The 14,186-nt window shown below is 53.1% G+C and carries 13 protein-coding genes; all 13 read left to right on the plus strand.

What is annotated here, in order from left to right:
- The first annotated feature begins 304 nt into the window (after positions 1–304).
- The 13 genes from mnmG to glmS all read left to right on the plus strand — a co-directional run bounded on the left by mnmG (position 305) and on the right by glmS (position 13,982).
- Entirely contained in the window at positions 305–2,194 is a 1,890-nt protein-coding gene (gene mnmG / locus KW829_RS20180) for a tRNA uridine-5-carboxymethylaminomethyl(34) synthesis enzyme MnmG (RefSeq protein WP_010426601.1), read from the plus strand.
- Between the two features lie 107 nt (positions 2,195–2,301).
- A complete protein-coding gene (gene rsmG, locus KW829_RS20185) occupies positions 2,302–2,925 on the plus strand; it encodes a 16S rRNA (guanine(527)-N(7))-methyltransferase RsmG (protein WP_218308908.1) in 624 nt (207 codons plus the stop codon).
- A gap of 616 nt (positions 2,926–3,541) precedes the next feature.
- Positions 3,542–3,922 carry a F0F1 ATP synthase subunit I gene (gene atpI / locus KW829_RS20190; RefSeq protein WP_008500194.1) on the plus strand — a complete coding sequence of 127 codons (381 nt, stop codon included), beginning with the start codon at positions 3,542–3,544 and terminating at the stop codon, positions 3,920–3,922.
- An 8-nt stretch (positions 3,923–3,930) separates the two neighbouring features.
- Entirely contained in the window at positions 3,931–4,746 is an 816-nt protein-coding gene (gene atpB, locus KW829_RS20195; protein WP_100167517.1) for a F0F1 ATP synthase subunit A, read from the plus strand.
- A 49-nt stretch (positions 4,747–4,795) separates the two neighbouring features.
- The gene (gene atpE, locus KW829_RS20200) at positions 4,796–5,035 is read left to right on the plus strand and encodes a F0F1 ATP synthase subunit C (RefSeq protein ID WP_000429386.1); all 240 of its coding nucleotides are present in this window, start codon (positions 4,796–4,798) and stop codon (positions 5,033–5,035) included.
- A 48-nt stretch (positions 5,036–5,083) separates the two neighbouring features.
- The gene (gene atpF, locus KW829_RS20205; protein WP_003862370.1) at positions 5,084–5,554 is read left to right on the plus strand and encodes a F0F1 ATP synthase subunit B; all 471 of its coding nucleotides are present in this window, start codon (positions 5,084–5,086) and stop codon (positions 5,552–5,554) included.
- 14 nt (positions 5,555–5,568) lie between these two features.
- Positions 5,569–6,102, plus strand: coding sequence for a F0F1 ATP synthase subunit delta (atpH, locus tag KW829_RS20210; protein WP_010426590.1), 534 nt, complete (start codon positions 5,569–5,571; stop codon positions 6,100–6,102).
- Positions 6,103–6,114: 12 nt separating this feature from the next.
- Positions 6,115–7,656 carry a F0F1 ATP synthase subunit alpha gene (atpA, locus tag KW829_RS20215; protein WP_010426588.1) on the plus strand — a complete coding sequence of 514 codons (1,542 nt, stop codon included), beginning with the start codon at positions 6,115–6,117 and terminating at the stop codon, positions 7,654–7,656.
- 51 nt (positions 7,657–7,707) lie between these two features.
- On the plus strand, positions 7,708–8,571 hold the full coding sequence (atpG, locus tag KW829_RS20220) for a F0F1 ATP synthase subunit gamma (RefSeq protein WP_010426586.1): 864 nt from the start codon (positions 7,708–7,710) through the stop codon (positions 8,569–8,571).
- Positions 8,572–8,597: 26 nt separating this feature from the next.
- The gene (gene atpD / locus KW829_RS20225; protein ID WP_003862362.1) at positions 8,598–9,980 is read left to right on the plus strand and encodes a F0F1 ATP synthase subunit beta; all 1,383 of its coding nucleotides are present in this window, start codon (positions 8,598–8,600) and stop codon (positions 9,978–9,980) included.
- Between the two features lie 20 nt (positions 9,981–10,000).
- Positions 10,001–10,420, plus strand: coding sequence for a F0F1 ATP synthase subunit epsilon (locus tag KW829_RS20230; RefSeq protein WP_006177560.1), 420 nt, complete (start codon positions 10,001–10,003; stop codon positions 10,418–10,420).
- A gap of 136 nt (positions 10,421–10,556) precedes the next feature.
- A complete protein-coding gene (gene glmU, locus KW829_RS20235) occupies positions 10,557–11,927 on the plus strand; it encodes a bifunctional UDP-N-acetylglucosamine diphosphorylase/glucosamine-1-phosphate N-acetyltransferase GlmU (protein WP_218308909.1) in 1,371 nt (456 codons plus the stop codon).
- 225 nt (positions 11,928–12,152) lie between these two features.
- A complete protein-coding gene (glmS, locus tag KW829_RS20240; protein WP_010426581.1) occupies positions 12,153–13,982 on the plus strand; it encodes a glutamine--fructose-6-phosphate transaminase (isomerizing) in 1,830 nt (609 codons plus the stop codon).
- The last annotated feature ends 204 nt before the right edge of the window (positions 13,983–14,186 follow it).

Below are 14,186 nucleotides of genomic sequence, written 5' to 3' on the forward strand. Positions count from 1 at the left end.
CTCTGGTGATGTTTTTGGCCTGTGTATAAAGTCGCGATCTGATCCCAGCTTATACGTTTCAGGATCACCGATCATTCACAGCAAACGATCCTTCCTAACCTGATGATCTTATTTGCCGGATCGGACTTATCCACAACAGACCGCGATCCTAATAAGAGATCACAATAGAACAGATCTCTAAATAAAAAGATCTTCTTTTTAATAGCCCAGGATCCCAATGCTTTCTCGAAAGACTAAAGTTGAGTAGAATCCACGGCCCGGGCTTCAATCCATTTTCATACCGCTTTACGCGAGGCAGACCACCATGTTTTATCAGGATCCTTTTGACGTCATCATCATTGGCGGGGGTCATGCAGGCACTGAGGCCGCAATGGCCGCAGCGCGAATGGGTCAGCAGACCCTGCTTTTGACACACAATATCGACACGCTGGGACAAATGTCCTGTAATCCGGCGATTGGCGGCATTGGGAAAGGACACCTGGTAAAAGAAGTGGATGCACTTGGCGGCCTGATGGCGAAAGCGATCGATCATGCTGGCATCCAGTTTAGGATACTAAACGCGAGTAAAGGGCCTGCTGTTCGTGCGACCCGTGCACAGGCAGACCGCGTGCTTTACCGCCAGGCTGTGCGCACTGCGCTGGAGAACCAGCCGAACCTGATGATCTTCCAGCAGGCTGTTGAAGATCTTATCGTCGAGAACGATCGTGTCGTGGGTGCCGTGACCCAGATGGGTCTCAAGTTCCGCGCAAAAGCGGTTGTGCTGACCGTCGGGACATTCCTGGACGGAAAAATTCATATCGGCCTTGATAACTACAGCGGTGGCCGTGCTGGCGATCCGCCGTCTATCCCACTGTCACGTCGTCTGCGCGAACTGCCGCTGCGCGTCAGCCGCCTGAAAACCGGTACACCGCCGCGTATTGACGCGCGGACCATTGATTTCAGCGTGCTGGCGCAACAGCACGGTGATAATCCGATGCCGGTGTTCTCGTTCATGGGCAATGCGGCTCAGCATCCGCAGCAGGTACCGTGCTACATCACGCACACCAACGAGAAAACCCATGACGTGATCCGCAATAACCTCGATCGTAGCCCAATGTATGCTGGCGTGATCGAAGGTATCGGCCCGCGCTACTGCCCGTCGATCGAAGACAAGGTGATGCGCTTTGCCGATCGTAACCAGCACCAGATCTTCCTGGAGCCGGAAGGGCTGACCTCAAATGAAATTTACCCGAACGGTATCTCCACCAGCCTGCCGTTCGATGTACAGATGCAAATTGTTCGCTCAATGCAGGGCATGGAGAACGCAAAAATTGTTCGCCCTGGCTACGCTATTGAGTACGATTTCTTCGATCCGCGTGACCTGAAGCCAACCCTGGAAAGCAAATTCATTCAGGGTCTGTTCTTCGCGGGCCAGATTAACGGCACGACCGGCTACGAAGAAGCCGCAGCGCAGGGTCTGCTTGCCGGTCTGAACGCCGCCCGTTTCTCTGCCGAGAAAGAGGGCTGGGCACCGGGGCGTTCCCAGGCTTATCTGGGCGTGCTGGTTGACGATCTCTGCACGCTGGGTACCAAAGAACCGTACCGTATGTTTACCTCTCGCGCGGAATATCGCCTGATGCTGCGCGAAGACAACGCCGACCTCCGTCTGACCGAAATGGGCCGCGAGCTGGGTCTGGTGGATGACGAACGCTGGGCGCGTTTTAACGAGAAGCTGGAACGCATTGAGCAGGAACGTCAGCGCCTGAAAACCACCTGGGTGAATCCACAGGCGGAAACCGCTGCCGAAGTGAATGCTCACTTAACAGCGCCGCTGTCACGTGAAGCCAGCGGCGAAGATCTGCTGCGTCGCCCTGAAGTGACCTACGAGAACCTGGTCAAACTGACCGCGTTCGCGCCGGGCCTGGAAGACGCTGAAGCGGCCGAGCAGGTCGAAATCCAGGTGAAATACGAAGGTTATATCGCGCGTCAGCAAGATGAGATCGAAAAACAGCAGCGCAACGAAAACACGCTGCTGCCGGAAATGCTGGACTACCGCCAGGTAACGGGCCTTTCCAACGAAGTGATCGCTAAGCTGAACGATCATAAACCTGTGTCGATCGGCCAGGCTTCCCGTATCTCCGGCGTCACACCTGCCGCGATTTCGATTCTGCTGGTGTGGCTGAAAAAGCAAGGCATGCTGCGCCGCAGCGCGTAATTGACATTGTTTTTGGCGGGTGGCGCTTCGCTGACCCGCCCTACTTATTCGTAGGTCCGGTAAGCGGCAGCGCCACCGGGCGAAAAATCTCTAAACAGGTACCCACCGTGCTCAATAAACTCTCTCGTCTGCTGGATGAAGCAGGTATTTCGCTCACCGATCACCAGAAAAACCAGCTGGTGGCCTATGTCGATATGCTGAACAAATGGAACAAAGCGTACAACCTGACGTCAGTGCGCGATCCCAACGAGATGCTGATACGCCATATTCTCGATAGCATCGTGGTGGAGCCGTATCTGAAGGGGGAGCGCTTTATCGACGTGGGTACAGGACCTGGTTTACCGGGCGTTCCGCTGTCGATTGTTCGTCCTGAGAGCCATTTCACACTGCTGGACAGCCTCGGAAAACGTATTCGCTTCTTGCGCCAGGTTCAGCACGAGCTGAAGCTTGAAAACATCACTCCCGTCCAGAGCAGGGTAGAAGCGTTCCCGGCAGAGCCACCGTTTGATGGGGTGATTAGCCGTGCATTTGCCTCGCTCAACGATATGGTGAGCTGGTGTAAGCATCTGCCTGCGAAGGAAGGGCGTTTTTATGCCCTGAAAGGACTCGTCCCTGAGGACGAAATTGAGCAGCTCCCGGAAGGGTTTGCCGTGGAATCAATTGAAAAATTACAGGTCCCACACCTTGAAGGTGAGCGTCATCTGGTGATTCTTAAGCCAAACAATTTTTAAAAATTAAATAAAAAATTGGGAATTTGTGCTGTTCTTGTTGTGTTAAAAAGCAGCGCATTTCCGGGGATTATTCTGAGCTAAATTTAACCTTGTTGTTACCATGGGTTTTCTTGTAGTTAACGTTGCGGTTATTGTTCACCGTCAAGATAATCAACTGCGAAAATATCAGCCTGCTAAAAGTGAAAAGCGGCAACAAGAAAGCAATGTTAAATTTTTATTAAGAATGTCAATAAAAGGTTTTTGTTGTATACAGGGTTGTTTTGAAAATAGTTGCGATATTTTGTCTTTAATTTCATAAGGATGAAATAATCAGATTTACGTCTTTGATAAATACAACCTTATCGTAAATGTGCATTTTGTGATCTCGTGCACGCTTTCTCGCCAACGTTTTCGCGCTGTTTGCAGTTTTGCCTGAAGGTCAACGCGGACGCCAAAAGTTGAAAAACAGCGGCGGGGAAAAATATTTAAACATTTATTCACCTTTTCGCTACTTAATGTTTGAAATCACGGGTGCGCACCGTATAATTTGACCGCTTTTTGATGCTTGACTCTGAGCCTTAAAGGACGTTTTATACGACACGCGGCATACCTCGAAGGGAGCAGGAGTAAAAACGTGATGTCTGTGTCGCTCTTGAGTAGAAACGTTGCTCGTAAGCTTCTGTTCATTCAGTTTCTGGCTGTGATAGCAAGTGGACTGCTGTTTAGCCTCAAAGACCCCTTCTGGGGCATCTCCGCCGTGTGCGGGGGTTTGGCGGTGGTTCTGCCAAACGTGTTGTTTATGATTTTTGCCTGGCGTCATCAGGCGCATACACCCGCCAAAGGCCGCGTGGCCTGGTCCTTCGCCCTCGGCGAAGTGTGTAAGGTGTTGCTGACCTTTGCTCTACTGGTGATGGCGCTGGCGGTTTTGAAAGTGGTATTCATGCCGCTGATAGCAACGTGGGTTTTGGTGCTGGTGGTACAAGTTCTGGCTCCAGCTGTAATCAATAACAAAGGGTAAAAGGCATCATGGCTTCAGAAAATATGACGCCGCAGGATTACATAGGTCACCATCTGAATAACCTTCAGCTGGACCTGCGTACATTCTCGCTGGTGGATCCACATAACCCCCCGGCCACCTTCTGGACGATCAACATCGACTCCATGTTCTTCTCGGTGGTTTTGGGTCTTCTGTTCCTGGCCATGTTCCGCGGTGTTGCTAAACGAGCGACCAGCGGTGTACCAGGGAAATTCCAGACCTTCGTCGAAATGATCATCGGCTTCGTCCATGGCAGCGTGAAAGACATGTACCATGGCAAGAGCAAGCTGATTGCTCCGCTGGCCCTGACCGTGTTCGTTTGGGTCTTCCTGATGAACCTGATGGACCTGCTGCCAATTGACCTGCTGCCGTTCATCGGCGAGCACATCTTCGGCCTGCCTGCGCTGCGTGTTGTACCGTCTGCGGACGTGAACATCACCCTGTCGATGGCACTGGGCGTGTTTATCCTGATTCTTTTCTACAGCATCAAAATGAAAGGCGTAAGCGGCTTTGTGAAAGAGCTTACCTTGCAGCCGTTCAACCACTGGGCGTTTATTCCGGTCAACCTGATCCTGGAAGGCGTTAGCCTGCTGTCCAAACCTGTTTCACTGGGTCTGCGACTGTTCGGCAACATGTATGCGGGTGAGCTGATTTTCATTCTGATCGCGGGTCTTCTGCCGTGGTGGTCACAGTGGATTCTGAATGTGCCATGGGCCATTTTCCACATCCTGATCATTACGCTGCAAGCCTTTATCTTCATGGTTCTGACGATCGTCTATCTGTCGATGGCGTCTGAAGAGCACTGATTTTTTACCAACACTACTACGTTTTAATTGAAACAAACTGGAGACTGTCATGGAAAACCTGAATATGGATCTGCTGTACATGGCTGCCGCTGTGATGATGGGTCTGGCGGCTATCGGTGCTGCGATCGGTATCGGCATCCTCGGGGGCAAATTCCTGGAAGGCGCAGCGCGTCAACCTGATCTGATTCCTCTGCTGCGTACTCAGTTCTTTATCGTTATGGGTCTGGTGGATGCAATCCCAATGATCGCTGTAGGTCTGGGTCTGTACGTGATGTTTGCTGTCGCGTAGTAGTAGTTTTAAAACCCCAAGCCACAGAAATTAAAGAGGTATTGTGCTGTGAACATGAACGCAACAATCCTCGGCCAGGCCATCGCGTTTATTCTCTTTGTCTGGTTCTGCATGAAGTATGTATGGCCGCCTTTAATGGCTGCCATCGAAAAACGTCAGAAAGAAATTGCTGACGGTCTGGCTTCCGCAGAACGCGCTAAGAAAGATTTGGACCTTGCACAGGCCAACGCGACAGACCAGCTGAAAAAAGCGAAAGCTGAAGCTCAGGTAATCATTGAACAGGCTAACAAACGCCGTTCTCAGATCCTGGACGAAGCCAAAGCTGAAGCAGAACAGGAACGTACTAAGATCGTGACACAGGCTCAGGCTGAAATTGAAGCTGAGCGTAAACGTGCTCGTGAAGAACTGCGTAAGCAGGTTGCGATTCTGGCTGTTGCTGGCGCCGAGAAGATCATCGAACGTTCCGTGGATGAAGCTGCTAACAGCGACATCGTGGACAAACTTGTCGCTGAACTGTAAGGAGGGAGGGGCTGATGTCTGAATTTGTTACGGTAGCTCGCCCCTACGCCAAAGCAGCTTTTGACTTTGCTGTCGAACACCAAAATGTCGATCGCTGGCAGGATATGCTGGCGTTTGCCGCTGAGGTGACGAAAAACGAACAAATGGCCGAGTTGCTGTCTGGTGCATTAGCGCCTGATACCCTCGCCGCGTCGTTTATCGCCGTGTGCGGAGAGCAACTGGATGCCAATGGCCAGAACCTGATTAAGGTTATGGCTGAAAATGGTCGTCTCCGTGTGCTCCCGGATGTTCTCGAGCAGTTTGAGCACTTACGTGCGCTGAGTGAAGCGACTGCCGAAGTCGAAGTGACTTCTGCGACTGAACTCAGTACCGAACAGCTTGCGAAAATCACCGCCGCGATGGAAAAACGTCTGTCACGCAAAGTTAAGCTGAATTGCAAAATCGATAAGTCTGTAATGGCAGGCGTAATCATCCGCTCGGGTGATATGGTCATTGATGGCAGCGTACGCGGCCGTCTTGAACGCCTTGCAGACGTCTTGCAGTCTTAAGGGGACTGGAGCATGCAACTGAATTCCACCGAAATCAGCGAACTGATCAAGCAGCGCATTGCTCAGTTCAATGTTGTGAGTGAAGCTCATAACGAAGGTACTATTGTTTCTGTAAGTGACGGTGTTATCCGCATCCACGGCCTGGCCGATTGTATGCAGGGTGAGATGATTTCCCTGCCGGGTAACCGTTACGCTATCGCACTGAACCTGGAGCGCGACTCCGTAGGTGCAGTTGTGATGGGTCCATACGCTGACCTCGCCGAAGGCATGAAGGTTAAGTGTACTGGCCGTATTCTGGAAGTGCCGGTTGGCCGTGGCCTGCTGGGTCGCGTAGTTAACACCCTGGGTGCGCCAATCGACGGTAAAGGTCCGGTTGAGCACGATGGCTTCTCCCCAATCGAAGTTATCGCACCGGGCGTTATCGACCGTCAGTCCGTTGATCAGCCAGTGCAGACTGGTTATAAGTCCGTTGATGCCATGATCCCAATCGGTCGTGGTCAGCGTGAACTGATCATCGGTGACCGTCAGACCGGTAAAACCGCGATGGCAATCGACGCCATCATCAACCAGCGTGACTCCGGCATCAAATGTGTGTACGTGGCTATCGGCCAGAAAGCGTCCACCATTTCCAACGTGGTTCGTAAACTGGAAGAGCACGGCGCGCTGGCTAACACCATCGTTGTTGTGGCGACCGCTTCTGAATCTGCTGCACTGCAATACCTGGCGCCATACGCCGGTTGCGCAATGGGCGAATACTTCCGTGACCGCGGTGAAGATGCGCTGATCGTATACGATGACCTGTCTAAACAGGCTGTTGCTTATCGTCAGGTTTCCCTGCTGCTCCGTCGTCCACCTGGACGTGAAGCATTCCCGGGCGACGTATTCTACCTCCACTCTCGTCTGCTGGAGCGTGCTTCCCGCGTTAACGCGGAATACGTCGAGAACTTCACCAAAGGTGAAGTGAAGGGTCAAACGGGCTCTCTGACGGCTCTGCCGATCATTGAAACCCAGGCGGGTGACGTTTCTGCGTTCGTTCCGACCAACGTAATCTCCATTACCGATGGTCAGATCTTCCTGGAAACCAACCTGTTTAACTCCGGTATTCGTCCGGCAGTTAACCCGGGTATCTCCGTATCCCGTGTTGGTGGTGCTGCTCAGACCAAGATCATCAAGAAACTGTCCGGTGGTATCCGTACCGCGCTGGCACAGTATCGTGAACTGGCTGCGTTCTCTCAGTTCGCATCCGATCTGGACGAAGCAACCCGTAAACAGCTGAGCCACGGTCAGAAAGTGACCGAGCTGCTGAAGCAGAAACAGTACGCGCCAATGTCTGTTGCTCAGCAGGGCCTGGTGCTGTTCGCGGCTGAACGCGGTTACCTCGAAGATGTGGAACTGGCGAAAATCGGTAGCTTTGAAGCCGCGCTGCTGGCTTACGTCGACCGTGATCACGCTCCGCTGATGCAAGAGATCAACCAGACCGGTGGCTATAACGACGAAATCGAAGGCAAGCTGAAAGCTATCCTCGATTCCTTCAAAGCAACCCAGTCCTGGTAATCGTCCGGCGGCTTGTCTCACGACAAGCCGCCTGGCATTGAGGAGAAGCTCATGGCCGGCGCAAAAGAGATACGTAGTAAGATCGCAAGCGTCCAGAACACGCAAAAGATCACTAAAGCGATGGAGATGGTCGCCGCTTCCAAAATGCGTAAATCGCAGGATCGCATGGCGGCCAGCCGTCCTTATGCAGATACCATGCGCAAAGTGATTGGTCACCTTGCGAACGGTAATCTGGAATATAAGCACCCTTACCTGGAAGAACGCGACGTTAAGCGCGTGGGCTACCTGGTGGTGTCGACCGACCGTGGTCTGTGCGGCGGCTTGAACATTAACCTGTTCAAAAAACTGCTGGCGGATATGAAAGCATGGTCCGAAAAAGGCGTTCAGTGCGATATCGCAATGATCGGCTCTAAGGGCGTTTCTTTCTTTAACTCCGTGGGTGGCAACATTGTCGCTCAGGTGACCGGTATGGGTGATAACCCGTCCCTGTCCGAACTGATCGGTCCGGTTAAAGTGATGTTGCAGGCCTACGATGAAGGTCGTCTGGACAGACTGTATGTTGTCAGCAACAAATTTATTAACACGATGTCTCAGGTTCCAACGCTCACTCAAATGTTGCCTTTACCGGCATCAGAAGATGACGAGCTGAAGCAAAAAGCCTGGGATTACCTGTATGAACCTGATCCGAAACCGCTGCTGGATACCCTGCTGCGTCGTTACGTTGAATCACAGGTTTATCAGGGTGTTGTAGAAAACCTGGCCAGCGAGCAGGCCGCACGTATGGTGGCGATGAAAGCCGCGACCGACAATGGCGGCAGCCTGATTAAAGAGCTGCAGTTGGTATACAACAAAGCTCGTCAGGCCAGCATTACTCAGGAACTCACCGAGATCGTCGGTGGTGCATCCGCGGTATAACCAGGTTAATTCGTAGAGGATTCAAGATGGCTACTGGAAAAATTGTCCAGGTAATCGGCGCCGTGGTTGACGTCGAGTTCCCTCAGGATGCCGTACCGCGCGTGTACGATGCTCTTGAGGTACAGAATGGTAACGAGAGCCTGGTGCTGGAAGTTCAGCAGCAGCTCGGTGGTGGTATCGTGCGTACCATCGCAATGGGTTCTTCCGACGGTCTGCGTCGTGGTCTGGAAGTCAAAGACCTTGAGCACCCGATCGAAGTCCCGGTAGGTAAAGCAACACTGGGTCGTATCATGAACGTATTGGGTCAACCAATCGACATGAAAGGCGACATCGGTGAAGAAGAGCGTTGGGCTATCCACCGCGCAGCACCTTCCTACGAAGAGCTGTCAAGCTCTCAGGAACTGCTGGAAACCGGTATCAAAGTTATCGACCTGATGTGTCCGTTCGCGAAGGGCGGTAAAGTCGGTCTGTTCGGTGGTGCGGGTGTAGGTAAAACTGTAAACATGATGGAGCTGATCCGTAACATCGCGATCGAGCACTCCGGTTATTCTGTGTTTGCGGGCGTGGGTGAGCGTACTCGTGAGGGTAACGACTTCTACCACGAAATGACCGACTCCAACGTTCTGGACAAAGTTTCCCTGGTTTACGGCCAGATGAACGAGCCACCAGGAAACCGTCTGCGCGTTGCGCTGACCGGTCTGACTATGGCTGAGAAGTTCCGTGACGAAGGCCGTGACGTTCTGCTGTTCGTTGATAACATCTATCGTTACACCCTGGCCGGTACTGAAGTATCTGCACTGCTGGGTCGTATGCCTTCAGCGGTAGGTTATCAGCCAACGCTGGCGGAAGAGATGGGTGTTCTTCAGGAACGTATCACCTCTACCAAAACCGGTTCTATCACTTCCGTTCAGGCGGTATACGTACCTGCGGATGACTTGACTGACCCATCACCAGCCACCACCTTTGCGCACTTAGATGCAACCGTGGTACTGAGCCGTCAGATCGCGTCTCTGGGTATCTACCCGGCCGTTGACCCGCTGGACTCCACCAGCCGTCAGCTGGATCCACTGGTTGTTGGTCAGGAACACTACGACACCGCGCGTGGCGTACAGTCCCTGCTGCAGCGTTACCAGGAACTGAAAGACATCATCGCCATCCTGGGTATGGATGAACTGTCTGAAGAAGACAAACTGGTGGTAGCACGTGCGCGTAAGATCCAGCGCTTCCTGTCCCAGCCGTTCTTCGTTGCGGAAGTATTCACCGGTTCTCCGGGTAAATACGTTTCCCTGAAAGACACCATCCGTGGCTTTAAAGGCATCATGGAAGGCGAATACGATCACCTGCCAGAGCAGGCGTTCTACATGGTTGGTTCCATCGAAGAAGCCGTGGAAAAAGCCAAAAAACTTTAACGCCTTAATCGGAGGGTGATATGGCAATGACTTACCACCTGGACGTCGTCAGCGCAGAGCAACAAATGTTCTCTGGTCTGGTCGAGAAAATCCAGGTAACGGGTAGTGAAGGTGAACTGGGTATTTTCCCGGGTCACGCACCGCTGCTCACCGCCATTAAGCCTGGTATGATCCGCATCGTTAAACAGTTCGGTCATGAAGAGTTTATCTATCTGTCCGGCGGCATTCTTGAAGTGCAGCCTGGCAGTGTGACCGTTCTGGCCGATACCGCTATTCGTGGCCAAGATCTCGACGAAGCGCGAGCCCTGGAATCGAAGCGTAAGGCTGAAGAGCACATTAGCAGCTCTCATGGTGACGTGGATTACGCTCAGGCGTCTGCGGAGCTGGCCAAAGCGATCGCGAAACTGCGCGTTATCGAGTTGACCAAAAAAGCGATGTAACACCGGCTTGAAAAGCTCAAAAGCCAGTCTGGATACCAGGCTGGCTTTTTTTTTGCCTTAATTCATGATGAAAAAGATGTAGAATTTTAAGCATCAAACGTTTTTACTTCTCACTCAAACTACCGTCAGGATGCGTATGTCAAACAGTGCGATGAGCGTGGTGATCCTTGCCGCTGGCAAAGGTACCCGCATGTATTCCGATCTGCCTAAAGTGCTTCACACGTTGGCAGGAAAGCCAATGGTGCAGCATGTCATTGATGCAGCAAATGAATTGGGCGCTCGTCAGGTAAACCTGGTCTACGGCCACGGTGGCGATTTACTGAAAAAGACGCTGTGTGGCGACAAGCTCAACTGGGTGCTTCAGGCTGAACAGCTGGGAACTGGCCATGCGATGCAGCAGGCGGCCCCGTTCTTTGCCGATGACGAAGACATTCTGATGCTGTACGGCGATGTCCCGCTGATCTCCGTTGAAACCCTGACCCGCCTGCGTGAAGCTAAACCCCAGGGCGGGATTGGCCTTCTCACCGTCGTACTGGACGACCCGAGCGGCTATGGCCGCATCACCCGCGAAAACGGCAAGGTGACCGGCATCGTAGAACACAAAGATGCCAGCGAAGAACAGCGCCAGATCCCGGAAATTAACACCGGTATCCTGATTGCCAACGGCGCGGATATGAAACGCTGGCTGTCTCAGCTCAACAACAATAATGCGCAGGGTGAATACTACATCACCGATATCATTGCGATGGCGTATCACGAAGGGCGTGAAATTGCTGCCGTTCATCCGGCGCGTATCAGCGAAACGGACGGCGTGAACAACCGTCTCCAGCTTTCCCGTCTTGAGCGTATTTATCAGTCCGAGCAGGCCGAAAAGCTGCTTCTTGCGGGTGTGATGCTTCGCGATCCGGCACGTTTCGATCTGCGCGGCACCCTGTCGCACGGGCGTGACGTTGAGATTGATACTAACGTTATCGTTGAAGGCAACGTCACGCTGGGCAACCGCGTCAAAATTGGCACCGGCTGCGTGATTAAAAACAGCGTTATCGGTGACGACTGCGAAATTAGCCCGTACAGCGTGGTGGAAGATGCCCGTCTGGATGTGGCTTGTACTATCGGCCCGTTTGCACGCTTGCGCCCGGGTGCCGAACTGCTGGAAGGCGCTCACGTAGGCAACTTCGTGGAAATGAAAAAAGCGCGTCTGGGTAAAGGCTCGAAAGCCGGTCATCTGACCTATCTGGGCGATGCGGAAATTGGCGACAACGTGAACATCGGCGCGGGAACGATTACCTGCAACTATGACGGTGCCAACAAGTTTAAAACCATCATCGGTGATGACGTGTTCGTTGGCTCCGATACGCAGCTGGTGGCGCCTGTTACCGTGGGTAACGGCGTGACCATTGCTGCTGGAACAACCGTTACCCGCGATGTGGCCGCGAACGAGCTGGTGTTAAGCCGCGTTCCGCAGGTCAACAAGCAGGGCTGGAAACGCCCGGTGAAGAAAAAGTAACAACAAGGCGGGTGGCGCTACGCTTACCCGCCCTACGATTGAGTAGGCCTGATAAGGCGTAGCCGTCATCAGGCAAACCCGGGTGAGGAGATAAATATATATCTCCCCCCACAAGCAGTACCCATAAAAATAACCCCACTCTCTACAAGGCTCGGGGCGCCCGGAAAGGGTAAATACAGGTCAGCGACAACGCAGGCATCATGCCTAAATTCGGAATCTAAAACTATGTGTGGAATTGTTGGCGCAGTTGCGCAGCGTGATATTGCTGAAATCCTTCTCGAAGGTTTACGTCGTCTGGAATACCGTGGCTACGACTCTGCCGGTTTGGCTGTCGTTGATGCAGAAGGTCATATGACCCGTCTGCGCCGTCTCGGTAAAGTGCAGATGCTGGCCCAGGCCGCGGAAGAACACCCGCTGCACGGTGGTACCGGTATTGCGCATACCCGCTGGGCGACGCACGGCGAACCGTCTGAAGGTAACGCGCACCCGCATGTGTCTGAACACATCGTGGTCGTGCACAACGGCATTATCGAAAACCACGAACCGCTGCGCGAAGAACTGAAAGCGCGCGGCTACACCTTCGTCTCTGAAACTGACACCGAAGTGATTGCTCACCTGGTGCACTGGGAGCTGGAGCAGGGCGGCACGCTGCGTGAAGCGGTACTGCGCACCATTCCTCAGCTGCGCGGTGCCTACGGTACGGTGATCATGGATTCCCGCGACCCGTCTACGCTGCTGGCCGCGCGTTCCGGTAGCCCGATGGTTATCGGTCTGGGCATGGGTGAAAACTTCATCGCTTCTGACCAGCTGGCGCTCCTGCCGGTTACCCGTCGCTTTATCTTCCTGGAAGAGGGGGATATCGCGGAAGTGACCCGTCGCAGCGTGACCGTATTCGATACCAAAGGCGAGCAGGTAAAACGCCAGGAGATCGAATCTAACCTGCAGTACGACGCGGGCGACAAAGGCGCGTACCGTCACTACATGCAGAAAGAGATCTACGAGCAGCCAAACGCCATCAAAAACACCCTTACCGGGCGCATTAGCCACGGTGAAGTGGATCTGAGCGAGCTGGGCGCAAACGCCAACGAACTGCTCGGCAAGGTCGAGCATATTCAGATCGTGGCCTGTGGCACCTCCTACAACTCCGGTATGGTCTCTCGCTACTGGTTTGAATCCCTGGCGGGCGTGCCGTGCGACGTGGAAATCGCGTCTGAATTCCGCTATCGCAAATCCGCGGTGCGCCGTAACAGCCTGATGATCACCCTTTCCCAGTCCGGCGAAACGGCAGACACGCTGGCAGCGCTGCGCCTGTCTAAAGAGCTCGGTTACCTGGGTTCGCTGGCCATCTGTAACGTCCCTGGCTCATCGCTGGTGCGTGAGTCCGATCTGGCACTGATGACCAAAGCGGGTACCGAAATCGGCGTGGCCTCCACGAAAGCCTTTACCACTCAGTTGACCGTTCTGCTGATGCTGGTGGCGAAACTGGCGCGTCTGAAAGGCGAAGATGCTTCCGTTGAGCACGACATCGTTCACGGCCTGCAGGCGCTGCCGAGCCGTATTGAGCAGATGCTGTCTCAGGACAAACGCATTGAAGCGCTGGCTGAAGACTTCTCTGACAAACATCACGCCCTGTTCCTGGGTCGTGGCGATCAGTATCCGATTGCGCTGGAAGGCGCGCTGAAGCTGAAAGAGATCTCTTACATCCACGCTGAAGCCTATGCGGCAGGCGAGCTGAAACACGGCCCGCTGGCGCTGATCGACGCAGATATGCCGGTCATCGTTGTGGCACCTAACAACGAACTGCTGGAAAAACTGAAATCCAACATCGAAGAAGTGCGCGCCCGCGGCGGTGTCCTGTACGTCTTCGCTGATAAAGATGCCGGTTTCGCCAGCAGTGACAACATGCACATCATCGAGATGCCGCACGTTGAAGAGGTGATTGCACCGATCTTCTACACCGTTCCGCTGCAGCTTCTGGCCTATCACGTGGCGCTGATCAAAGGCACCGACGTTGACCAGCCACGTAACCTGGCGAAATCCGTCACCGTAGAATAATCCCTTCAGACTCCACCTTCGGGTGGAGTTTTTTTATGACAATCTGTCATTTTCAGCTATTTTTTCAGTGTCACATAAAGAAAATATTACTGAAAACAGGTTGTCACATTCCTCTTTAAGTTCATGATAAACATATAAAGTTTTACGTAATTTTAAGTGAAATTTTCGTTGTCATAAAACTGTCATAATTCGTACATTTATCTG

The organism is Enterobacter sp. ENT02 (assembly GCF_019219165.1).
GTDB lineage: Bacteria > Pseudomonadota > Gammaproteobacteria > Enterobacterales > Enterobacteriaceae > Enterobacter > Enterobacter mori.